Annotated in this window: 20 protein-coding genes and 1 pseudogene; 11 read left to right on the top strand and 10 right to left on the bottom strand. The window is 75.6% G+C overall.

Annotation, left to right across the window (positions count from 1 at the left end; translation table 11 throughout):
* Positions 1–202: 202 nt before the first annotated feature.
* The 5 genes from ACIQ9G_RS21465 (at position 203) to ACIQ9G_RS21445 (ending at position 6,014) form a co-directional block, all read left to right on the top strand.
* Positions 203–928, top strand: a complete 726-nt coding sequence (locus ACIQ9G_RS21465; RefSeq protein WP_403611799.1) for a FadR/GntR family transcriptional regulator — start codon at positions 203–205, stop codon at positions 926–928.
* A gap of 41 nt (positions 929–969) precedes the next feature.
* On the top strand, positions 970–1,995 hold the full coding sequence (locus ACIQ9G_RS21460) for an asparaginase (protein WP_403612627.1): 1,026 nt from the start codon (positions 970–972) through the stop codon (positions 1,993–1,995).
* A 131-nt stretch (positions 1,996–2,126) separates the two neighbouring features.
* Positions 2,127–3,059, top strand: a complete 933-nt coding sequence (locus ACIQ9G_RS21455) for a glutaminase (protein ID WP_403611796.1) — start codon at positions 2,127–2,129, stop codon at positions 3,057–3,059.
* Positions 3,060–3,267: 208 nt separating this feature from the next.
* Positions 3,268–4,662, top strand: coding sequence for a polyprenol phosphomannose-dependent alpha 1,6 mannosyltransferase MptB (gene mptB / locus ACIQ9G_RS21450; protein WP_403611793.1), 1,395 nt, complete (start codon positions 3,268–3,270; stop codon positions 4,660–4,662).
* Positions 4,659–6,014, top strand: a complete 1,356-nt coding sequence (locus ACIQ9G_RS21445; protein ID WP_403611790.1) for a glycosyltransferase 87 family protein — start codon at positions 4,659–4,661, stop codon at positions 6,012–6,014. The genes mptB and ACIQ9G_RS21445 overlap by 4 nt, the downstream gene beginning before the upstream one ends.
* A gap of 83 nt (positions 6,015–6,097) precedes the next feature.
* Here the strand turns inward: ACIQ9G_RS21445 and ACIQ9G_RS21440 are convergent.
* A pseudogene (locus ACIQ9G_RS21440) lies at positions 6,098–6,793 on the bottom strand (D-alanyl-D-alanine carboxypeptidase family protein); the annotation flags it as partial.
* Between the two features lie 268 nt (positions 6,794–7,061).
* Positions 7,062–8,207, bottom strand: coding sequence for a transcription termination factor Rho (rho, locus tag ACIQ9G_RS21435; protein ID WP_403611787.1), 1,146 nt, complete (start codon positions 8,205–8,207; stop codon positions 7,062–7,064).
* Between the two features lie 496 nt (positions 8,208–8,703).
* Here rho and ACIQ9G_RS21430 point away from each other — a divergent pair, with 496 nt between their 5' ends.
* Positions 8,704–9,918, top strand: coding sequence for a cytochrome P450 (locus tag ACIQ9G_RS21430; protein ID WP_403612625.1), 1,215 nt, complete (start codon positions 8,704–8,706; stop codon positions 9,916–9,918).
* Positions 9,919–10,183: 265 nt separating this feature from the next.
* On the opposite strand, the gene ACIQ9G_RS21425 is transcribed toward ACIQ9G_RS21430, so the two are convergent.
* Positions 10,184–10,582, bottom strand: coding sequence for a nuclear transport factor 2 family protein (locus tag ACIQ9G_RS21425; RefSeq protein ID WP_403611784.1), 399 nt, complete (start codon positions 10,580–10,582; stop codon positions 10,184–10,186).
* A gap of 77 nt (positions 10,583–10,659) precedes the next feature.
* Here ACIQ9G_RS21425 and ACIQ9G_RS21420 point away from each other — a divergent pair, with 77 nt between their 5' ends.
* Both ACIQ9G_RS21420 and ACIQ9G_RS21415 read left to right on the top strand, forming a co-directional pair.
* Positions 10,660–11,229: a PadR family transcriptional regulator gene (locus ACIQ9G_RS21420; RefSeq protein WP_403611781.1), complete on the top strand. Its 570-nt coding sequence runs from the start codon at positions 10,660–10,662 to the stop codon at positions 11,227–11,229.
* The gene (locus ACIQ9G_RS21415) at positions 11,229–11,960 is read left to right on the top strand and encodes a class I SAM-dependent methyltransferase (protein WP_403611778.1); all 732 of its coding nucleotides are present in this window, start codon (positions 11,229–11,231) and stop codon (positions 11,958–11,960) included. The genes ACIQ9G_RS21420 and ACIQ9G_RS21415 overlap by 1 nt, the downstream gene beginning before the upstream one ends.
* Positions 11,961–12,023: 63 nt before the next feature.
* Here the strand turns inward: ACIQ9G_RS21415 and ACIQ9G_RS21410 are convergent, their stop codons facing one another.
* The 4 genes from ACIQ9G_RS21410 to ACIQ9G_RS21395 all read right to left on the bottom strand — a co-directional run bounded on the left by ACIQ9G_RS21410 (position 12,024) and on the right by ACIQ9G_RS21395 (position 15,280).
* Positions 12,024–12,779, bottom strand: a complete 756-nt coding sequence (locus ACIQ9G_RS21410; protein ID WP_403611775.1) for a GntR family transcriptional regulator — start codon at positions 12,777–12,779, stop codon at positions 12,024–12,026.
* Between the two features lie 123 nt (positions 12,780–12,902).
* The gene (locus ACIQ9G_RS21405; protein ID WP_403611772.1) at positions 12,903–13,592 is read right to left on the bottom strand and encodes a hypothetical protein; all 690 of its coding nucleotides are present in this window, start codon (positions 13,590–13,592) and stop codon (positions 12,903–12,905) included.
* A 334-nt stretch (positions 13,593–13,926) separates the two neighbouring features.
* Positions 13,927–14,682, bottom strand: a complete 756-nt coding sequence (locus ACIQ9G_RS21400) for a ferredoxin reductase (protein ID WP_403611769.1) — start codon at positions 14,680–14,682, stop codon at positions 13,927–13,929.
* Positions 14,675–15,280 (bottom strand): sulfite oxidase-like oxidoreductase, encoded by a 606-nt coding sequence (locus ACIQ9G_RS21395; RefSeq protein ID WP_403611766.1) that lies wholly within the window; start codon positions 15,278–15,280, stop codon positions 14,675–14,677. The genes ACIQ9G_RS21400 and ACIQ9G_RS21395 overlap by 8 nt, the downstream gene beginning before the upstream one ends.
* Positions 15,281–15,463: 183 nt before the next feature.
* Here ACIQ9G_RS21395 and ACIQ9G_RS21390 point away from each other — a divergent pair, with 183 nt between their 5' ends.
* A complete protein-coding gene (locus ACIQ9G_RS21390; RefSeq protein ID WP_403611763.1) occupies positions 15,464–16,198 on the top strand; it encodes a GNAT family N-acetyltransferase in 735 nt (244 codons plus the stop codon).
* A gap of 23 nt (positions 16,199–16,221) precedes the next feature.
* Here ACIQ9G_RS21390 and ACIQ9G_RS21385 read toward each other — a convergent pair whose 3' ends face one another.
* Positions 16,222–16,716 carry a MarR family winged helix-turn-helix transcriptional regulator gene (locus ACIQ9G_RS21385; RefSeq protein ID WP_403611760.1) on the bottom strand — a complete coding sequence of 165 codons (495 nt, stop codon included), beginning with the start codon at positions 16,714–16,716 and terminating at the stop codon, positions 16,222–16,224.
* Positions 16,717–17,013: 297 nt separating this feature from the next.
* On the opposite strand from ACIQ9G_RS21385, the gene ACIQ9G_RS21380 reads away from it, so the two are divergent.
* Complete coding sequence (locus ACIQ9G_RS21380) at positions 17,014–17,871, top strand: putative protein N(5)-glutamine methyltransferase (protein ID WP_403611757.1); 858 nt, start codon at positions 17,014–17,016, stop codon at positions 17,869–17,871.
* 129 nt (positions 17,872–18,000) lie between these two features.
* Here ACIQ9G_RS21380 and ACIQ9G_RS21375 read toward each other — a convergent pair whose 3' ends face one another.
* Complete coding sequence (locus ACIQ9G_RS21375; RefSeq protein WP_403611755.1) at positions 18,001–20,079, bottom strand: SpoIIE family protein phosphatase; 2,079 nt, start codon at positions 20,077–20,079, stop codon at positions 18,001–18,003.
* 348 nt (positions 20,080–20,427) lie between these two features.
* On the opposite strand from ACIQ9G_RS21375, the gene ACIQ9G_RS21370 reads away from it, so the two are divergent.
* A complete protein-coding gene (locus tag ACIQ9G_RS21370; RefSeq protein WP_403611752.1) occupies positions 20,428–20,799 on the top strand; it encodes a hypothetical protein in 372 nt (123 codons plus the stop codon).
* A 73-nt stretch (positions 20,800–20,872) separates the two neighbouring features.
* On the opposite strand, the gene ACIQ9G_RS21365 is transcribed toward ACIQ9G_RS21370, so the two are convergent.
* On the bottom strand, positions 20,873–21,217 hold the full coding sequence (locus tag ACIQ9G_RS21365) for a PQQ-binding-like beta-propeller repeat protein (protein ID WP_403611749.1): 345 nt from the start codon (positions 21,215–21,217) through the stop codon (positions 20,873–20,875).
* Positions 21,218–21,308: the final 91 nt, after the last annotated feature.

Genomic DNA, 21,308 nt, shown 5'->3' with positions numbered 1-21,308 from the left:
CGCTCGGCGGGGCGGGCGGTCGGCGCTGGCCTCCGCCCCCCCCCCCCCGGGGGGGGGGGGCCCCCCCCCCCCCCCGCCCCCCCCCCCCCGCCGGGTTTTCCGGGTCCGCCCCCGTGCGCCCGAGCCGGGCCCGCCCGGCCCCGGACGGCCCGCGGCGGTCCCGCCTTGACAGTTCCCTCCCGTACGCCGCACCATCGGCCCCGTGAACCTGTCAGACAGCCAGACAGGTGGCGGGGTGCCGCGACGCGTCAGCGCGATGGAGGCGGTGCTCACCCACCTGCGCACCGCCATCGAGCGCGGCGACTACGCGATCGGCGACAAGCTCCCCTCCGAGGCCGAGCTCTGCCGCACCCTCGAGGTGTCCCGGCCCGTGCTGCGTGAGGCACTGCGCGCCCTGCAGACCATGGGGCTCACCGTCTCGAGGACCGGAAAGGGCACCTTCGTGGTCGCCCCGACGGCGGACGACCCCACCTTCGGCGACTACGCGGCCAGCGACCTGCTGGAGGTGCGCCGGCACGTCGAGGTGCCGGTCGCGGGCTACGCCGCCGCGCGCCGCACGCCCGAGGACCTCGACCGCCTCACGCACCTGCTGGCCCGGATGGAGAGCGAGACCGACACCACCTCCTGGGTCGCGCTCGACACGCTCTTCCACCTGACCGTCGCCCAGGCCGCCCGGAACCCGGTCTTCCGCCGGGTCATCGAGGAGATCCGGGACGCGCTGGCCCGCCAGTCCGCCTTCCTCAACGAGCTGGGCGGCAGGCGCGAGCAGTCGAACCGCGAGCACCGGGCGATCGTCGAGGCACTGGCCGAAGGCAGCGACCACGCGGCCGTGGCGGCCATGTCCCACCACCTCGACCGCGTCGAGACGACCCTCACCGACATCGTGCGCGCGGCGCGCACCCCCCTGGAAGGCAGCACCGAACGTTGAACGAGCACTCCCCGAGGAACGCGCCGGCCCCGGTGGCGGAGGTGCCCGCGCTCGACGGCACCCCCCTCGCGGAGGCGCCCGCGATCCGTGAACCCCACCACGCCCCCGTCGCCCACCTGATACGCGGCGGGATGATCGAGGGCGTCCACTACGGCTCCGTCGTCGTGCTCGGCGCGGACGGCGAGGTCCGCTGCCGGCTCGGCGACATCGAGGCCGCCTGCTACCCGCGCTCCGCCCTCAAACCCCTCCAGGCCGTGGCCATGCTGCGGGCCGGGCTCCCGCTGGAGGGCGAACTGCTCTCGCTCGCCGCCGCCAGCCACTCCGGCGAGGAACGCCACCTCGCCGGCACCCGGCGCATCCTCGAACGGGCCGGCCTGACGGAGGACGACCTGCGCAACGTGCCGGACCTGCCCTACGAGCCGGTCGTCCGGGACACCTGGGTACGCCAGGGCCGCCTGCCCTCCCGGCTCGCCCAGAACTGCTCCGGCAAGCACGCGGCCATGCTGTACACCTGCGTGCTGGGCGGCTGGTCGCTGGACGACTACCTCGACCCGGCGCACCCCCTCCAGCGGGCGATCGCCGCGACCGTGGAGGAGCTCACCGGGCAGCGCATCGCCCAGGTCACCGTCGACGGCTGCGGCGCGCCCCTGTTCTCCGTCTCCCTGCACGGCCTGGCCCGCGCCGCCGCCCGCCTCACCACCGCCGCGCCCGGCACCCCCGAGGCCCGGGTGGCGGACGCGATGCGCGAGCACGCCGAGATGGCCTCCGGCTCCGGCCGGGACGTGGCCGCGCTGATGCGGGCCGTGCCCGGACTGCTCGCCAAGGACGGCTTCGAGGGCGTCCAGGTCGCCGCCCTGCCGGACGGCAGGGCGATCGCCGTGAAGATCGCGGACGGCGCGGTCCGGGCCCGCGTCCCGGTCGCCGCGGCCGCACTCGCGCGGGCCGGCGTCGACCCGTCCCTGCTCACCGCGTTCGCGGGCGAACCCCTGCTCGGCGGCGGCCGCCCGGTCGGCCGAGTCCGTCCGGTCCCCGCTCTGGCCCCGGCCCCGCTGACGGCCTGCGCCTGAGTCCCTGGCCACTCGCCCGGAAAGCCGCCCGGCCGAGCACACTCGCTTCCCGGGGACGAGCTCGTCCCTCTCCGGCCCCCGGTCAGTCGGCCCCCGCCCGCACCACGCACCGCTACCGGCCGAAGGGCACAATGGTGATCATGACGTCGTCCCCGTCCTTCCAGCCGGTCCTGGAGCGCATCGCGGAGGAGCTGGAGCGGACGCCCGGGCGTGGGCGGCCCGCCGACTACATTCCGGCGCTCGCGGCCCGTGACCCGCGTGCGTTCGGCATGGCCGTCGCGGAGCCGGACGGCACGGTGTACGGCGTGGGGGACTGGCGGGAGCCGTTCTCCGCGCAGTCCGTCACCAAGGTGTTCACCCTCGCGCTCGACCTGGCCCGCGAGGGCGACGAACTCTGGGAGCACGTGGGCCGCGAGCCGTCCGGCAACCCGTTCAACTCCCTGGTGCAGCTGGAGTACGAGAACGGCATCCCGCGCAACCCCTTCATCAACGCGGGCGCGCTGGTGGTCACCGACCGCCTCCAGACCCGTACCGGCGACGCGGCGGGCGAACTGCTCGCCTTCCTGCGCGCCGAGAGCGGCAACCCCGGGCTGGACTTCGACCAGGAGGTCGCCGCCTCCGAGACCACGCACGGCGACCGCAACGCCGCGCTCGCCCACTTCATGGCGTCCTACGGCAACATCGACAACCCGGTGCCGGTCCTGCTCGACCAGTACTTCCGGCAGTGCTCGGTCGCCGCGTCCTGCGCCGACCTGGCCCTCGCCGCCGGTTTCCTGGCCCGGCACGGCACCCGGGCCGACGGCACCCGGCTGCTCACCCGCAGCCAGGCCAAGCAGGTCAACGCGGTGATGCTGACGTGCGGAACCTACGACGCGGCGGGCGACTTCGCCTACCGGGTCGGCCTGCCCGGCAAGAGCGGGGTGGGCGGCGGGATCATCGCGGTCGTACCGGGCCGGTGCACGCTGTGCGTGTGGAGCCCGGGGCTGGACGAGCGGGGCAACTCGGTGGCGGGCGTCGCGGCCCTGGACCGCTTCACCACCCTCACCGGACTCTCGGTCTTCTGAACCACTCCGTGCCGCCGTCCCGAACCCTCCGGGTCCGTACCGAGCTCCCGCTTCGCCTGACGGCCGGCCGGCGTCGACGGCGGCGTCCGGCCAGGTGGGGCGCCGGCTCCGGAGACGATCACGCGCCGGTCATGTGCGAGCCGTCGGCCGGAAGCCGGGCGGTCGCCCTCCGGCCACCGGGCGTCGGCAGGCTGGCCGAGTGTTGGCCATGGCTTTTCCCGTCGATCTCCGCCGCTGCCAGGTGCTCGGACTGGCCGGTACCACCTGCCTCGCGCTGGGCGGTGAGACGGCGGGGGCGCTCCCCGTGCGGGACCTGCTCGCGCCGTCCTCGGCCCGCGCCTCCCTGGGCCTGGTCGGCGTGTACTTCGGCATCGTCCTGCTGGTCACCGCCTGGGCGCTGCTGGGGCGGCTGACGCACGGCCCCCGGCCGCCGGCGCCGCGCGCCCTGCTCCTCGTGCTCGCCGTCTGGGCGGCCCCGCTGCTGATCGCGCCGCCGCTGTTCAGCCGGGACGTGTACAGCTACCTGGCCCAGGGCGCGATGGTCCACGCCCACATGGACGTCCACGCGTACGGTCCCGCCCGGCTCGGCGGCCCCCTGGCCGACGAGGTCGCCCCGCTCTGGCGGCACACCGGCGCCCCGTACGGCCCGGTGTTCCTCGCCGCCGCCTCCGCGCTCTCCGGCCTGACCCATGGTCAGGTGCCCGCCGGCCTCCTCGGCATGCGCCTGCTCGCGCTGCTCGGGGTCGCGCTGATGGCCGCCGCGCTGCCCCGGCTGGCCCGGCACAGCGGCGCCGACCCCTCCGCCGCGCTGTGGCTCGGCGCCCTCAACCCGCTGGTGCTGCTGCACCTGGTGGCCGGTGCCCACAACGACGCGATCATGCTCGGGCTGCTGGGTGCCGGACTGGTCGCCGCGCTCGGCCGCCGCCCGGTCCTGGGCGCCGTGCTCGTCACGCTGGCCGCCCTGGTCAAGGCGCCCGCCGTGCTCGGTCTCGCCGCGGTCGTGGTGCTGCGGCTGCGCGCCGGCCACCACCCGGCGCGGGCGGTCCTGACGACCACCGCCGCGGCCGCCGCCACCACCGTCGCCGCCACGGCCGCCGCGGGCACCGGCTACGGCTGGGTACGGGCCCTGGACACGCCGGTGTCCCCGCGGAACTGGGCGCTCACCAGCCTGCTCGGCCGGGCCACCGGCGCGCTGCTGACCCGGCTCGGCAGCGGCCTCGCCCCGCTGGCGATCCCCGTCTGGCACCTGCTCGGCCTCGTGGCCACCGCGGCCGTCGTCGTCGTCATCTGGGCGCGGCGGCGCCCCCGTCCCCTCTACGCCCTCGGCCTCAGCCTGACCGCGGTGGCCGCGCTCGGCCCGGCCATCCGCCCCTGGTACGCCCTGTGGGGCCTGTTCCTCATCGCCGCCGCCGCGCCCAGCACCCCGGTGGGCCACCGGACCGCGGCCGTCACCGCCGTACTCGCGCTCGCCGTCCTGCCCGGCGGCGGCCCGGCCGACTCCGGACAGCTGGCCCTCGCGGTGTGCGGCGGCGCGCTCGGCGCGGTCGTCCTCTGGCAGGCCCACCAGGCGGCCCTGGCCCCGGCCCTGGGACCAACCGCATGAGCGGACCGCGCACCGCCCGCCGCCCCCTGCGCCGGGCGTTCGCCGTTCTCGCGCTGGCCGCCGCCGTCACCGCCTTCACGGCGACCGTGCCGCTGCTGCGCGACTGGTTCGACCTGCGGGTCTACTACGGCACCGTCGACAGCTGGGTCCACCACGGCGGCCGGATCTACGACTACCGGGTGCCGGGGACGGCGTACGGCTTCACCTACCCGCCGTTCGCGGCCGTCTGCATGCTGCCGATGGCGCTCGTCGGATGGCACACCGCCGTCGCCGTCGCGCTGCTGCTGAACCTGGCGGCCCTGGCCGTGGTGCTCGGTGTCCTGGCCGGACCCGGCCGGCGGCGGCACGGCCGGTTCCGCGCGGCGACGGCCCTGTGCCTGCTGGCACTGTTCGAACCGCTGCGGGACACCTTCAGCTTCGGCCAGGTCAACGTGCTGCTGCTGGCGCTGGTGCTGACCGACGCCCGGGCGCTGTCCACCGGACGCGGGCGCTGGGCCGGCGTCGGCACCGGCCTGGCCGCCGCCGTCAAGCTCACACCCGCGCTCTTCATCGGCCTGCTGCTGGTGGCGAGACGGTGGCGGGCCGCGGGCATCGCCACGGCGGTCGCCGCCGGAGCGACCGCCCTGGCCGCCGCGGTGGACCCGGACGCCTCACGGGTCTACTGGACCGAGGCGCTGTGGGACACGAGCCGGGTCGGGCGTCTCGCCTACGTCTCCAACCAGTCGGCGCAGGGCGTCCTGGCCCGGCTCGGCGAGACCGGCCGCCCGGTGTGGGCGGCGGCGGTCGCACTGCTGCTGGCCGTCTGGGCGTGGCGGGCACGGCGGGCGGTGGCGGCGGGCGACTGGCCGGCCGCGTTCGCCCTCACCGGGGCGGCCGCCTGTCTGGTCAGCCCGGTCACCTGGGTGCACCACCTGGTGTGGCTGCTGCCGGCGCTGGCCGTCCTGCTGCACGCGGGCCGGGTCCGGACCGCGGCCGCCCTGTACGCCGTGCTGTGCAGCAGCGTGGTCTGGCTGTGGGTCGACGACGCCTCCGGCCCGGACGGCTTCCTCGGCGGCAACACCTACACCTGGATCGCGCTCGGCCTGCTGCTCGGCCTGCCGGCCGGTCAGCCGCGCGTGCCCCTGCGGGCCCTGGCCCGCAGAGCGAGCAGCACGCCCCCGGCGCCCAGCCCGGCCGCGCCCGCGATCGTCCCGGTCAGCGGCCAGTCCGGGGTGTCCCCGGCGGTCGCCGCGGCCGGAGTGACGGCCGACGCCCCGTGCGCGACGGGGCGCATACCGTCGAGCGAACCGACCGGATCGACCCGCTCGGCGGCGGCGAACCCCCAGTCGAGCAGCTCGCGCGCCTCCTCGTAGACAGCGAGGCCGCCGCCCTCCTGAGGGTTCATCACGGTCACGACGAGGGTGCGCCCGCCCTGCCGGGCCGCCGCGACGAGGGTGTTGCCCGCGTGGCTGGTGTAGCCGTTCTTGATGCCGATCAGACCCGGATAGGGCACCACCCCGTTCGCGCCGGTCAGCAGCCGGTTGGTGTTCGCGATCTCGTACGTGCCCCCGTCGCCGGGGAAGGCGGCCTGCGCGGTGGAGCAGTAGCGGGCGAAGTCCGCGTTGCGCAGCCCGGCCCGTCCGAACACGGCCAGGTCGTACGCCGAGGACACCTGCCCGTCGGCGTCGTAGCCGTCCGGTGAGAGGACGTGGGTGTCGAGCGCGCCCAGGGCCCGGGCCTTGGCCTGCATCTGCCGCGCCGTGTGGTGCCAGCCGCCGTTGAGGGCGGCCAGCACGTGCACGGCGTCGTTGCCGGAGTTGAGGAACACTCCGCGCCACAGGTCGGACACCCGGTACGTGTGGCCCTCGGTGACTCCGACCAGGCTGCTGCCCTCGCCGATGCCCCGCAGGTCCTCCGAGCTGACGGTGTGCCGGACGTCGGCCGGGAGGGTGGGCAGCACGGTGAGGGCGAACAGTGTCTTCAGGGTGCTCGCGGGCGGCAGCCTGCGGTGCGCGTCGTGCGCGGCGAGCACCTCGCCGGTGCGCGCGTCCGACACCAGCCAGGACAGTGCCGTGACCTCCGGGAGTTCGGGGGCGCCGGCGCGGAGCCGGACGTGGGTCCCGGAGCGCTCCAGCAGGGCGGGGGCGGGCATGGCGGCCCGGGACAGCCCCGGCGGGCCGGGGTCCGCCCCGCCCCCGCCCGCCGCCGCGACCGGGGACGCGAGTGCGAGCGCGCCCGCCGCACACAGAGCGCAGGTCGCCACGGCCGTCCGGGAAAGAATTCCGATCGTCATACCGCCAACGTAGGAAGTCATCGGCGGTACTGGGCTGCTGCCGACGGCCGAACGGGGGGCGTGGGCACCCGGATGCGCTAGCGGACGCTCCGCGGGGCCCGCGGCGGCGCCGGCGCCGGCGCCGGGGTCAACCGGTGGGCAGGGTCGGCTGGATCCGCCGCAGGAACGTGGCGTTGTCGGGGGTGGCGCGCAGCCGGTCCAGGAGGGTTTCCAGATTGGCCTGGCCGTCACGGGACTGCAGGGCGCGGCGCAGCCCCTGCGTGGTCGCCAACTCGGCGGGCGACAGGAGGAGTTCCTCGCGACGGGTGCCGGAGGGGTTGATGTCCACGGCCGGGAAGAGCCGGCGGGAGGCGAGTTCGCGGTTCAGCCGGAGCTCCAGGTTGCCGGTGCCCTTCAGCTCCTCGAAGAAGAAGTCGTCGGCCCGGGAGCCGGTCTCCACCAGCGCGGTCGCGAGGATGGTGAGCGAGCCGCCCTCCTCGGCCAGGCGGGCGGCGCCGAAGAGCCGCTTGGGGCCGTGCAGCGCGGCCGCGTCGACACCGCCGCTGAGGGTGCGGCCGCCCGCCGTGGCCGCGTTGTTGTGGGCCCGGCACAGCCGGGTCAGGGAGTCGAGGAGGACGACTACGTCCTCGCCCGCCTCGACTAGCCGCTTGGCCCGCTCGACGACGAGTTCGGCGAGCGCGATGTGATGCCTGGGCGCCCGGTCGAAGGTGGAGGCGTACACCTCGCCGCGCACGGAGCGCCGCATGTCGGTGACTTCCTCGGGGCGCTCGTCGAGCAGCACCACCATGAGGTGGCACTCGGGGTGGTTGCCGGCCACCGCGGCGGCGATCTGCTGGAGCAGCACCGTCTTGCCCGTCTTGGGCGGTGCGACGATCAGCCCGCGCTGCCCCTTGCCGACGGGCGCGATCAGGTCGGTCACCCGCCCGGCCAGGCCGGCGGCGGGGTGTTCGAGGCGGATCCGCTCCCGCGGGTGCAGCGGAGTCAGGTCGTGGAAGTGGCGGCGGCCACGCAGCTCGCCGGGGGTGCGCCCGTTCACGGCCGCGACCTCGGTAAGGGCGCCGTGGCCGTCGCGCACGCCGTCGACCAGATCGCCCCTGCGCAGGCCGTGGCGCCGGATCAGCGCGGGGGAGACCTGCGGGTCGGACGGGGTGGGCAGGCAGTCCCCGGGACGCAGCCGGCCCTTGCCGCTCGCGTCGATGTCCAGGACACCGGTGACGGGCTGGGCGGCCGGAGGCCGCTGTCGTACGGGGGGATGTTCGAGTGTGGTGGTCATGGGCGGTCCTTTCACGGACGGTGGACGGGGGACGTGCGAGGGGAAGGGGAGAAGCCGCGGGCGGGAGGCGCGGGACACGGGCCTTTGGCGGCGGGGAACACCACCTGAGTGCGGAAGACCGCCGGGGGCGGCGGGATGGCGTCGCTCAGGGACGGTGAGAGGAAGCCGACGGTGCCGACACGAGCGGCGGAACGGCTCGGCGAACTCGGAGAAAATCACACCGGCGCCCACGACAGGGCGTGCACGGGTGCTGACCGCACTGTAGCACCGGGGACGCCGGTGCGGGAACGATCCGCTTTGAGGGGTCAACGCCGTAGACGGCCGCTTTCATTCCGCCGGCCCGGGCGGGAACGGAGGAACCGTCCGGCTCGGCAGGCCGCGCGGGGGTGCTGCGCGGTCTGCGCCGGCCAGGCAGAATCGACTGCCGTACGGCCTCGATCCGGCCCCGACGCAGAGGAACGCACCGGTGGACACCTCCCGCTCCGCTCCGCACCGCATGGACCCGTCCGGTGGCTGCCCGCACCCCGTCAACGCACGGCTGCTCGCCCGGGGCGCCGTCGCCCCGGTCGTGCTGCCGGGGGAGATCGACGGGGCGGTCGTCCTCGGGCACGAGGCGCTGAAGGAGTTCCTCGCGCACCCCGAAGTCGCCAAGGACGCACGGCACTTCACCGCCCTGCGCGAGGGGCGGATCGCCGCGGGATGGCCGCTGCTGACCTTCGCGACGGTACGGGGAATGACCACCGCGGACGGGGCCGACCACCGGCGGCTGCGGTCACTGGTGAGCCAGGCGTTCACCACCCGGCGGGTGACTGAACTGCGGCCCCGTGTCGAGGCCTTGACCGAGCGGCTGCTCGACGGTCTCGCCCGTGCCGCCGAGGCCGCCGGCCAAGTGGCCGATCTGCGCCGCCACTTCGCGATGCCCCTGCCGATGGGCGTCATCGGCGAACTCCTCGGCGTCGGCGCCGAACACCGCGACCGGCTGCACGCGCTGTCCAGCCAGGTCGTCGCCACCGACCTCGGGCCCGAGCAAGTCGTCGCCGCCAATCGCGAACTCCTCGCCGTCCTCGGCGCGATCGCCGCCGCCAAGGCCGAACAGCCCGGCGACGACCTGATCGGCGCGCTGATCGCCGCCCGCGACGAGGACGGCGGCCGGCTGAGCCACGAGGAGCTGATCGGCACCCTCGTGCTGATGATCGTCGCCGGGCACGAGACCACGCTGAACCTGATCACCAACGCGGTACGCGCCCTGTGCGGGCACCGGGACCAGCTCGGCCTCGTCCGCGCGGGGGCGGCGAGCTGGGCCGACGTGGTGGAGGAGACGCTGCGCTGGGACGCGCCCGTCAGCTACTTCCCGTTCCGGTATCCGGTGCGGGACCTGACCGTCGGCGGGACCGTCGTCCCCCGGGGCACGCCCGTCCTCGCCGGCTACTCCGCCGCGGGGCGGGACCCGGCCGTACACGGGCCGGACGCCGACCGCTTCGACGTCACCCGGCCCGCCCGGCCGGACGCGGTGCGGCACCTCTCGCTCGGGCACGGCGCCCACTACTGCCTGGGCGCCCCGCTGGCCCGGCTGGAGGCGACCGTCGCGCTGGAGCGGCTGTTCACCCGCTTCCCCGCTCTCGACCTCGCCGTGCCCGAACCCGAACTCGTGCCGCACGCCGGCTTCGTGGGCAACAGCGTGCGCACCCTTCCGGTGCGTCTGACACCCTGAGCCGGATCGCCGGGGCGGGTCCGCCTCTGCCCCTGGGGGGCGTGCGGCCCGGGCCCCTGGGGGGTGTGCGGCCCCAGCCTGCGGACCGGCCTGCGCCCCGGCTCCCGGACGGGCGTGCGGCCCCGGCCCGCGGACGTGCCTGCGGTCCGGCCCCGGACCGGCCTGGGCCCCGGGCCCCTGGCCGGGCGTGCGCCCCCGGTCCCCGGACCGGCCCGCGGATTGGCCCGCGATGGGCCCCCGGGCCGGCCCGTCCCCCCGGCGTCCGTCAGACCGACCGCGCCGCCGCCTCCGCGGCGATCTGCTCGAACCGCGCGCCCATGGCCGCCGCCAGCGCCTGCGCGGCCGACAGCGGGCGGACCATCACCGTCAGCCGGTCGATCAGCCCGTCCTCGCCGACATGGAGGAAGTCGCAGCCCTCCAGCGAGCGGTCGCCCACCCGCGCGGCGAAGACCAGGGCGTGGTCGCGGCCGTCCGCGCCGCTCAGCTCGCGCTCGTAGCGGAAGTCCTCGAAGACCTCGGCCACGGCGCGCAGGATCGCCGCGGTGATCGGCCTGCCCGAGTACGGCTTGAACACGGCCGGGCTGGTGAAGACGACGTCCTCGGCCAGCAGCGCCTCGACGGCGTCGAGGTCGTGCGCCTCGACCGCCTCGCGGAACGCGCGCATCGGATCACCCCATCGTCCATAGTCAATTAATTGAATAGGTGCGGAAGAGAATAATCACCGGTTGCTACGGTGTCCACATGTCTCTCAAGTACGCCGTGCTGGCGGCCCTCCTCGAAGGGGAGGCGTCGGGCTACGAACTGTCCAAGGTGTTCGACGTCTCGCTGGCGAACTTCTGGCCGGCCACGCCGCAGCAGCTGTACCGGGAGCTGGAGCGCCTGTCCCAGGACGGACTGGTCGAGGCGCGGGTGGTGCGGCAGGAGCGCCGCCCCAACAAGCGGATGTTCACGCTCACCGAGGCCGGCCGGCGCGACCTCGGCGCCTTCGCGGCCGAGCCGCCCCGGCGCCCCACCGCCGTCCGCGACGAACTTCTGATCAAGATCCAGGCCATGGACGGCGCGGATCCCGCGGCGGCGGCCGGCATGCTCGAGGAGCGCACGTCCTGGGCGCGCGGCAAGCTCGGCCGCTACGAACGGGTGCGCGAGCGTCTCCTCGCCGGCCGCGACGAGGAGGAGTACCTGCGGGACGCGGAGCGCGTCGGCCCGTACCTCACGCTCATGGCGGGCATCGCCTTCGAGCGGGAGAACCTGCGCTGGTGCGAGCGCGCGCTGGCGATCCTCCGGCACCGCGCCGCCGTGAAGGGGGCGTGATGTTCGCTCCCGGAGGCCCGAGCCTGCGCGAACTCGCCGTCCAGGCGCTGTCGTCGGTCGAGCACGGCTACGACCTGCTCGCGCCGAAGTTCGACCGCACGCCCTTCCGTACGCCGGAGCCGGTGCTCGACTCCGTCGCCTCGATGCTGGAACGGCTCGGGCCGTTCGAGAACGGACTCGACCTGTGCTGCGGCACCGGCGCCGGCACCCGGGTGGTGGAGCGGGTGTGCCGGCACGGGGTCACCGGGGTCGACTTCAGTGCCGGAATGCTCGCCGTGGCCCGCGCCCGCGAGACCGCTCGGGGCGCGGGGCCGCGGACCGCCTGGGTGCGCGGGGACGCCCGTGCCCTGCCGTTCCGATGCGCCTTCGACCTGGTGGTGACGTTCGGAGCGCTCGGGCACTTCCTGCCGCGCGAGCTGCCGGGCCTCTTCGGCCAGGTCCACGCCGTGCTGCGCCCCGGCGGCCTGTTCGCCTTCCCCGTGCTCGCTCCGCCGCGGCCCACCTCGGCCGCCTTCTGGATGCTGCTCGGCTTCGACGCGGTGATGCGGGTGCGCAACGCCCTGTGGCGGCCGCCCTTCGTCATGTACTACCGCTCCTTCCGGCTCGGGGACGTGCGGCGGGAGCTGGAGCGCGCCGGATTCCGGGTGGAGCTCCACGCGCTGCCGGAGTTCGGGCGGCGCGGCGACGGAAGCCCGCGGGTCCGCATGGTCGCCGCCCGCAGGCTGCCGTAGGCCGCCCTGTCGTCGCACCCCCGCCGTACGCGGCCGGTTCCCCACGGGGCGCACCCGGGCCGGTCAGACCGCCGCCGGCAGGGTGAACTCGTAGACCAGGGCGTCCTGGCGGGTGTCCACGACCAGGTCGGTGATCTCCAGCGGACGCGCGTACTGGTCGTGGACACGGCGGGTCACACGCATCGACGGCCCGTCCGGGAAGCGGGTGATGGCGTCCCGGTGGTGCAGGGTCAGGCCCGCCCTGCGCATCCAGTCGTAGGCGCGCCGCAGTTGCGCGGCGCCCGAGCCGTCCGCGCGGTCCCGGTAGCGGGCGAGCTCCTCGACCTCGCGCAGCGCCACGGCGGAGAACGACGTCACGGCCGTGCGCAGGGAGGTGCCGTCGGCGGCGGCGGACCGGTAGCGGTGCACCAGGGTGGGCCGGTGCGGGGCGAGTCCGAGGGCCTCGGCGTGCTCCGGCGGCGGCACCTCCCAGGTCACCGTGGTCCGGTCGAAGGCGGCCGGATCGGCGGTGCGGGCGCCGACCGGGAAGGTCAGCGAGGAGGGCGCCTCCACCGGCAGACCCGGCAGCGTGGCGTGGCTGCCGCGCCGGTCGGTGGCGACCAGACCGTCGCGGCGCAGCACCTCCAGCGCCTGCCGTACGGTCTCCCGGCTGACCCCGAAGTGCGCGGCCAGGTGCCGCTCGCCCGGCAGTCGTTCGCCGGGCGCGACGGTGCCGTCGCGCAGTGCGCCGAGGAGCCGGCCGGCGACCCTCCAGTACAGCGGCTCTCCGTCGGTCGTTCCTTCCGTCGGGGGATGGTCGTGCGGGGTGGTGCGGGCCATGCCGCGCCTCCTGTGGGTGACGTACCGTAGCCGTGCGGGCTCATTGCGCCACCAGGTCTAGCATTGGTCTAAACCATCAAGGAAGAGCGGTCCGGCCTTTCGGCCGAAACCGGCCCGCGCCCCTCACGCCCGGCGCCGGGTCCACTCCGGTCCCAGCCGGGCCCACTCCCGCTCCCACTCGGCCAGCCGGCGCCGCAGGGCGACCCGCCGGACGGCCGAGTGGACGAGGAGGACGAGGGTGGCGGCGCCGCCCGTGGCGGCGGCGCCCACGGTCAGGGTGTGCTGCCAGACCGTGGCGCGGTCCGGCGGAGGGGGCACGGCCCGGCCGCGGGAGTCGAACCACACGTCCACCCGGTCGCCGTGCCGCGCGGCGGCCGGAACACGCGCCACCGCGGTGCGCGCCTCCCGGCCGGGCTCGCCCCAGCGCACCTTCGCCCGCGCGGTGTGCTCGCCGCCGCTCCGCGCCGGGGTCGGCGAGCCGGGCGGCCTGCCCACGACCTCGGCCCGGACGCGGTGCCGGTCGGCCCGCTCGACCGCCGCGACGGCACGCGCCGCGTCGTGGGCCCACCAGGCCGCGGCGACCCCGGCCAGCGGCGCGCCGAGGAACAGCAGAACGGCGACGGCCAGCGTCGTCCACGCCTCCACGGCGTCCGAGCGGCGCCGCAGCGGACTGTGCCGCCGGCGCCGGCCACGCAGCCGGGTCCGCGCTCCGGCCCTCCCGCCGCCGACGGGGCCGGAAGCCCCGGCGTGACCGTGGCCAAGGCCGTCCGGGCCGCGCGTGTGCCCGCGGCCGTCCGGCTCCTCCCTGCGCATCGTTCCCGCACCCCTTCCCGCGGTCGCCCGCCACCCGCTGACGCACGTGGAGCGGCGGGCGCGCCGCGGCGACCGCTCCGCGCGCCCCGAGGCGGCGCGCCGAGCGTACGTCTCTCCACGCGAGCAGCCCCATGCCCGAGAACCGGCGCACAGCACGGGGCAGGGGGCGTTTTCCGTACCCCGGCCAAGTCCCCAGCGGTACCGCCCCCAAACGCCCGGGCCCCCCGTGGTGCTGCGGGCCGCCCGCCTCATCCGCCCGCGCGGACCGGGCACTTGCGGGAGCGGCACCCCGGTCTCCGGGCTCCGGCCTCCGGGCCCCGCACCCGACCCGTCGTCAGCCGAACCGTTCGATCCGGATGCGGTCCACGGTCTGTCCCGCCGCGACCAGCAGCCGGGAGGCGTGTTCGGCGAAGGAGTTCGACCCGCACACGTACGCCTCCCAGCCGTCCGGCGGCCGTTCGGACAGCAGGGGCGCGACCTGAGCGGCCGTCAGCCGCCCCACCGGCGTGCCCGCGGGAGCGCTCCGGGTGAACACCGGTGTGGTCTCCGCCCCCAACTCCCGTGCGTAGATGAGCTCCTGGGGGCTGCGCGCGGACACCAGCAGCCTGAGCGGAACGGACAGCCGCCGCGCCCGGTGGTGCCGCACCATCGACATCAGCGGTACGACCCCGGAGCCCGCGCCGATCAGCAGCGCGGGCCGGTCGCCGGGCCAGGCGAAGAAACCGCTCAGCGGGCCGCGCAGCTCGACCCGGTCACCGGGCCGGGCGACGGTGTGGAACCAGCCGGACACCTCTCCGCCGTCGACGTGGTCCAGGGTCAGCTCGATGTGCCCGGAGTCGTCGGGCGCCGACGCGATCGAGTAGTGGCGCTGGGCCACGTAACCGTCCTCGGCGGTCAGCCGGAGCATCAGGTGCTGGCCGGGCAGGTGCCCCGCCCAGCCCGGCACCGCGAAGCGGAAGGTGGACGCCCGCGGGGTCTCCCGCCGGATCTCGGTGATGGTGGCGGTCTGCCAGTCCGCGGCGACCTGCTCGCCGACGGCGATGCGGCCCGGCACCGCGAAACGCGTGGGGGGTGTGAACGTCTCAGTCACCGGAGTACCGCTGCTCCTCCCAGGGGTTGCCCCGGGCGTGGTAGCCGTTCTGCTCCCAGAAGCCCGGCTCGTCGTGGTCGAGGAGCCGCAGGCCCGCGATCCACTTGGCGCTCTTCCAGAAGTACAGGTGCGGCACGAGCAGCCGCGCCGGGCCTCCGTGCTCGGGGGCCAGCGGCCTGCCGTCGTACGTGAACGCGATCCACGCGCGCCCGCCGGTCAGGTCCGCCAGCGGGAGGCTCGTGGTGTATCCGGTGTGGGACCAGGCGACCGCGTGGGTGGCCGAGGCGTCGGGCCGCACCGCGTCCAGGAACACGTCCAGCGACACGCCGCCGAACCGCACCCCGAACCTCGACCAGCCCGTCACGCAGTGGATGTCGCCCTCGTACGCCGAGTCCGGCAACCGCCGGGCCTGCTCCCCGGTCCAGGTGCGGGGCGCGGCCACCAGGCCGTCGACGCGGAATGTCCAGTCCTCGGGTGCGATGTCGGGTGTGACCTCCGCGGACAGCACGGGCCAGTCGTCGCCCGCGTCGTACTGCCCGGGTGGCAGGCCCGGGTCGGCCACGCGGGGGCGCCCGGTGAAGCCTCGGGTGACGTTCATGGGGTTGGTGCCTCCAGGCCGCCGCGTGCGCCGGCCCGCCGGTCGGACGTGATGATTGCTTACGCGTTCAACCGTACGCGCCCGGCACGCCCGCCCCGGCCGCGGGACCGCCCCGGCTCCGGCGCACCCCGCGACCGCCCCCCGCCCGGCGCCCCCGTGACCGTGGAGGAGAATGGACGCCGTATGAGCATCGCCGACACCGCCCCGGGCCATGTCCTCGACCATCCCGCCCTCACCTCCCTGACCGGACCGCACGCACACTTCGCCGAGCGACGTGGCCGCGTGCTGCGCTACCCGGTCGACGTCACGCCCTGGCTGGCGCTGCCCCCGGAGCCCGAGGCCGACGACTGGGCGGACGTCGCGGCCCTGGCCGGCCCCGGCGGCGAGGTCCCGCTGCTCGGGTTCGTGGGGCGGGTCCCGGACGACTGGGAGATCACCTTCCACACCGAGGGCGTGCAGCTCGTCGACGACGGCCTGGCCGCCGCGCCCGACCCGGAGGCGGTCCGCCTCGGCCCGGCCGACGTGCCCGAGATGCTCGACCTGGTCGCCCGCACCCGGCCCGGGCCGTTCCTGCCCCGCACCATCGAGCTGGGCACCTACCTGGGCATACGCCGAGACGGTGCGCTCGTCGCCATGGCGGGGGAGCGGCTGCGCCCGCCGGGCTGGACCGAGATCAGCGGGGTGTGCACCGACCCGTCCGTCCGCGGTCAGGGCCTCGCGTCCCGGCTGATCCTCGCCGTCGCCGACGGCATCCGCGCCCGTGGCGAGACAGCGTTCCTGCACACCGGCGCCCAGAACACGCGGGCGATCCGGCTGTACGAGTCGCTGGGCTTCCGGCTGCGGCGCCGTACCGCCTTCCTCGCGGCCCGCGCGCCCGAACGGCTGGCGGACGGCCGGGTCGCCGTACCGGTGGGGTAGCGTGCGCCCGGCCCCGCGTCCGGTCAGCCGTCCTCCGGGCGGTGCCCGGGCCAGGCGTTGTAGCGCGTGAGGTAGCCCGCGAACCGCTCCAGGTCCTCCGCCGGCCAGTGCGCGAGCCGCTCGCGGAAGGCCGCCCGGCGGCTCTCGGTGACCTGGGCGAGGATCCGCCGGCCTGCCTCCGTCAGACGGAGCACCTGGACCCGGTGGTCGTCCGTGTCGAGGCGCCGCTCGACCAGCCCGGCGCGCTCCAGGGCGGACACCTGACGGCTGACCGTGGACTTGTCCAGCGCGTAGTGCGCGGCCAGGTCGGTGGTGCGGCAGCCGCCGCTCTCCTCCAGGTGCCCGAGCAGCGTGTACGACACCAGCGACAGCTCGGGGTGCAGACGTCCCGCGGAGGCGCGGGCCCGGCGGGCGAAGATCGTCATTTCGCGCTGGATGGTCTCCACGGCCGTCGCCGCGGCCGTTTCCCCGGTCGCCTCCTCGTCCGGCTCCGCGTCGGCCCCTTCGGCTGCTGTCACGGCCTTCCTCCCTTCCCGCTGCGCGTCGTCGTCTCGTCCCGCGGGCGAGTCCCTGGTCGCACCGTACAACCGAAGTGCCGGGCGGGCCCGCGCGGAGGAGGCCGAAGAGGCCGTGGGCGGCCCGGTGTTGGGGTAGGGTTGCCGTCCGGCCGTGGACGCTCCCGGCCGAGGCGAGCCGAGGAGGTGGGACCCATCACCACGTGTCAGATCGGGTGCTCTCACCTCGGAACGGCGCGGATCACCGCAAGCAGGTGACCGCGAGGGCGCCCTGCGGCTCCCGAAAGGTTCTCGGCCTCCATGCCTCCACTGTCGTCCCCGACCCCGTCTTCTTCGCCCTCTTCTTCACCCTCTTCGTCATCTCCGTCCCCGTTCTCGCGGGCCCTGCGGGACGCGGTCGTCACCGCCCTGCGCGGCGCCGGTTGTGTGTTCGCCGAGGACGAGGCGGAGCTGATCCTCGCCGGCGCCCGGACGCCGGACGAGGTCACCGACCTCGTCGAGCGGCGTGCTGCCGGGCTGCCCCTCGAACAGGTCCTGGGCTGGGCCGAGTTCCACGGCTTGCGCATCGTCGTGGAGCCCGGCGTCTTCGTGCCCAGGCGCCGTACCGAGTTCCTGGTCGACCAGGCCGTCGCCCAGGCGCCGGACGCCTCCGTCGTGGTGGACCTGTGCTGCGGCTCGGGCGCGGTGGGCGTGGCGCTGGCCGCCGCGCTCGGCCGCGTGGAGCTGCACGCGGCCGACATCGACCCGGCCGCGGTGCGCTGCGCGGCCCGCAACGTGGGTCCCGCCGGGGGCCGGGTGCACACCGGCGACCTGTTCGAGGCACTTCCCGGCGCGCTGCGCGGCCGCGTCGGTGTCCTCGCGGCCAATGTCCCCTACGTGCCCACCGCGCAGGTCGCCCTGCTGCCGCCCGAGGCCCGCGACCACGAACCGCGGGCCGCCCTCGACGGCGGCGCCGACGGCCTCGACGTGCTGCGCCGGGTCACCGCCGGGGCGGGCGACTGGCTCGCTCCGGGCGGCTGCCTGCTGGTCGAGACGAGCGAACGCCAGGCGCCCGGCGCGCTGGAGGCCTTCCGGCGGGCCGGGCTGACGCCCCGTCTGGCCGTCTCGGAGGAGCTGTGCGCGAACGTGGTGGTGGGCACGGCCGGTCCGATGCGCTGAGTCCGCCCGCCCCCACGGGCCCGTCGCCGTGAGCGGTGCCCGCGCGCTCCATGGCAGGGCCCGCGCGCCCCACGGTGGTACCCGCGCGCTCCAGGTCGGCCCACGCGCTCCCCGGCGGTGTCCGCGCGTCTACGGCAGCTCCCGCGCGCGGGCGATCAGCAGGGCCACGTCGTCGTGGTTGTCCGGCTCGTGCATCCGGCGCAGCAGGAGGTCGCAGACGTCCTCCAGGGGACGTGCCGGGTCGTCGAGCAGGGTCAGCAGCACCTCCAAGCGCTCGTCCAGCGGATGCCGGCGGGTCTCGACCAGCCCGTCGGTGTACAGCACGAGCTGGTCGCCGGGGTCCAGATCGACGGTGGTGGTGGAGAACTCGACGCCGCCCACGCCCAGCGGCGCCCCGGTGGGCAGGTCGAGCAGCTCCGCGGGGCCGCCCACCCGGACCCGGACCGGTGGCAGGTGCCCCGCGTTGGCGATCCGGCACTGCCGCCGGCGGGGGTCGTGGACGACGTACTGGCAGGTGGCGATGGCCTGGTCGAGCTGGTCGGTGATCCGGTCGAGGTGTTCGAGCAGCCTTGCCGGATCGAGGTCGAGCGAGGCGAGGGTGTTCGTCGCGGTGCGCAGCCGGCCCATCGTGGCGGCCGCGTTGATCCCGCTGCCCATGACGTCGCCCACGACGAGCGCCGTCTTGTCGTCCTCCAGCGGGATCACGTCGAACCAGTCGCCGCCCACCTCGATGGTCGCGCCCGCGGGCTGGTAGCGGGAGGCGACCTCGAGCCCGCCGGTGACGGACGGCAGGCTGGGCAGCAGGCTGCGCTGGAGGGTGAGGGCGGTGTCGCGGGCGCTCTGGTACCAGCGGGCGTTGTCGATCTGCACCGCCGCGCGCGCCGCCAGCTCGCGGGCCAGCAGTACGTCGTCCTCGCTGAAGGGCAGCGGGTTGCGCGTGCGCTTGAGGTCCAGGGCGCCCAGCACCTCCCCGCGCGCAATCAGCGGCACGGCCAGGTACGAGTGCACTCCCGCGCGGGCCAGCAGCACGGCCGCCTCCGCCGACCGGGCGATCCTCGACAGGTCCTCGTCCTTCACCTGGGCCACGAGCACCGGGCCCGCGGTCCGCACGCACTCGGTGACGAGGCGGTCGGGGCCGTAGCGGGCGATCCGGCCCGGGGGGTCGGCCGCCTCCAGGGCGTCCGTGGCGTGCTCGGCGCGCACGGCCAGGGCACGGATCACCGCCGGCTCGGCGGGCCCCAGACTGCGGCGGCGGCCCCCCACGATCTCCTCCAGCAGGTCCACGGCGGCCACGTCGGCCAGCTCCGGCACGGCGACGTCCGCCAGCTCGCGGGCGGTGCGCTCCAGGTCGAGGGTGGTGCCGATCCGGGCGGAGGCGTCGGCGATGAGGGCCAGGCGCCGCCGCGCGGCCTCCGCCTCGATGCCCGCCCGGTACTGCTCGGTGATGTCCACGACGGAGGCGGCCACCCCCAGCACCCGGCCCAGCGCGTCCTCCAGCCGGTACAGCGAGAGCGACCAGGCGTGGTCCTCGTCCGGATCGGCCGGGGTGCGGCCCGCGGCCGACACGTCGATGAGGGGCCGCCCGGTCTCCAGGACCCGCTGCGCCGCGTCCTCCAGCGCGTCGGTGTCCCACTGCGGGAGCACCTCGCGGGCGGTCCGGCCGAGGTGCTCCCCGGCCGTCATGCCGTTGATCCGCTCCAGGGCAGGGTTGACCGAGACGTACCGCAGCCGGGTGTCCAGGACGGCCAGGCCGATCGGCGACTGCGAGACGATCCGCGCCGACAGCGCCAAGTCCCGCTCCAGCCGCTGCACGGTCGACTGGTCGGCGGCGAGGCCGAGCGCGTAGACGGCCCCCCGGTCGTCCAGCAGCCGCATGTTGCGGAACTCGACCAGCCGAGTGGTGCCGTCCTTGCGCCGGATGGGGAAGGCGCCGGCCCAGCCCTCGCCCGTCTCCAGCACGTCGGCGAAGAGCTTGACGACCATGTCGAGGTGCTGCTCGTGGACCATGATCCGGGCCGCGTACTGGCCCAGCGCCTCCTGGGCCGTGTAGCCGAACAGCTCCTCGGCCTGCGGGCTCCACAGCACGATGCGGCCCTTCGCGTCGAGGACGACCGAGGCCACGCCCAGCACGTCGAGCAGCCCGCTCGCCCGGACGGGCCCCCGCACCGGCTCCTCGCCCTCGGCCAAGGGAGCCCCGGCTGCAGTCATTCCACGCACCGCCTTCGCCTGTCCGCGCGGCCCGCCGTCCCCGGTGCCGACACACCCTGTTTTACCGCGCCCGCCGGTATCGCACCGACGGTCCGGCGCCTTCCTCCACCATCTCTCAACGAAGCCGGGGCCGTCCCCCCGAGTCGGCCGGACGGCAGCCCAGGGGGGCGGGGGCGCACGGATGGTCGGCGCCGCGCGCGGCCCCTGACATTCGGGTGCCCGCCAGGGCCCCGAGGATGTGCGCCGGCGCGTGTGGTGCTCTCCTGGAAGGTGCTGCTGCGCTGAGGCGGGCGCGGTTCCGCGGGGCGCCCGCCGGATCGCGGCGCGGCCAGGAGAGGAGCGATCACCATGGACAGCGAGCTGTCGCACCCGGAGCCCGTCTCGGTGGAGCTGAGCGGCTGCACCAAGGAGGACGCCCGGATCGTCTTCGACGCCCTGTGCGCGTGCTTCTCGTCCGACCGGTGCGCGGACGACGTGCCCCGCGACTACGACGAGGTGCGTCCGACCGTGTGGCTCGGCACCTTCGACGTGGCCGACGCCCACCGGGCCGGGCGCGGCCCCGGCCGGCTCGGGGCGTCCGTCACGGCCGACGTCCAGGGCGGCTACTGGGCGATCGACCGGTTCCGTACGACCCTGGACTCCCTCTTCACCGTCCAGGACCTGTGCACCGCCTCCGGGGACCAGGAGCGCGAGCTGCACGTACGCCTGGAGAGCCGTTGAGCCGTACCTGCGCCTGGACGGCCGCCGAGCCGGACGGGCCGCGCCCAGCGCCCCCCTCCCGCCGCCGCGGCCGTCAGGACCTGAGCCCGAGTACGGGCGGGCTGCTGCTGCCGGTGGAGTGGACGACGATCCAGGTGCCGCCGGCCCGGAGCAGCTGCGCGCCGCCCGCCAACGCGGCGTAGTCGCCGATGGGGCCGCGCACCGTCGTGCCGTCGGTCTCTCCCCGGCGGCCTCCGTCGCGCTCGTCGAGCGTGTACAGCCGGGCGTCCGCCCCGAGCACGGCGAGCTCGCCACGGTCCGCCGCGGCCGGCGCGGCGATCGGGGTGCCCAGGTCCGTGTGCCACAGCGGCCGACCGTCGGTCAGGGAGTAGGCGGAGATCCGCTCGGGGTCGGCCGACGACGAGCACGTGACCACCACAGGCCGGTTTCAGCCCCTCCTCCGGCAGGGCTTTGTGCAACTAGTTGCACAATAGGGCGTCCGTCCTCTACAACTACAGGCACGACACCGC

It is taken from the genome of Streptomyces sp. NPDC096152, from assembly GCF_044763235.1.
Lineage (GTDB): Bacteria > Actinomycetota > Actinomycetes > Streptomycetales > Streptomycetaceae > Streptomyces.
Note: the sequence above shows the minus strand (reverse complement) of the source record. Positions and strands in the feature narration are given on the sequence as shown.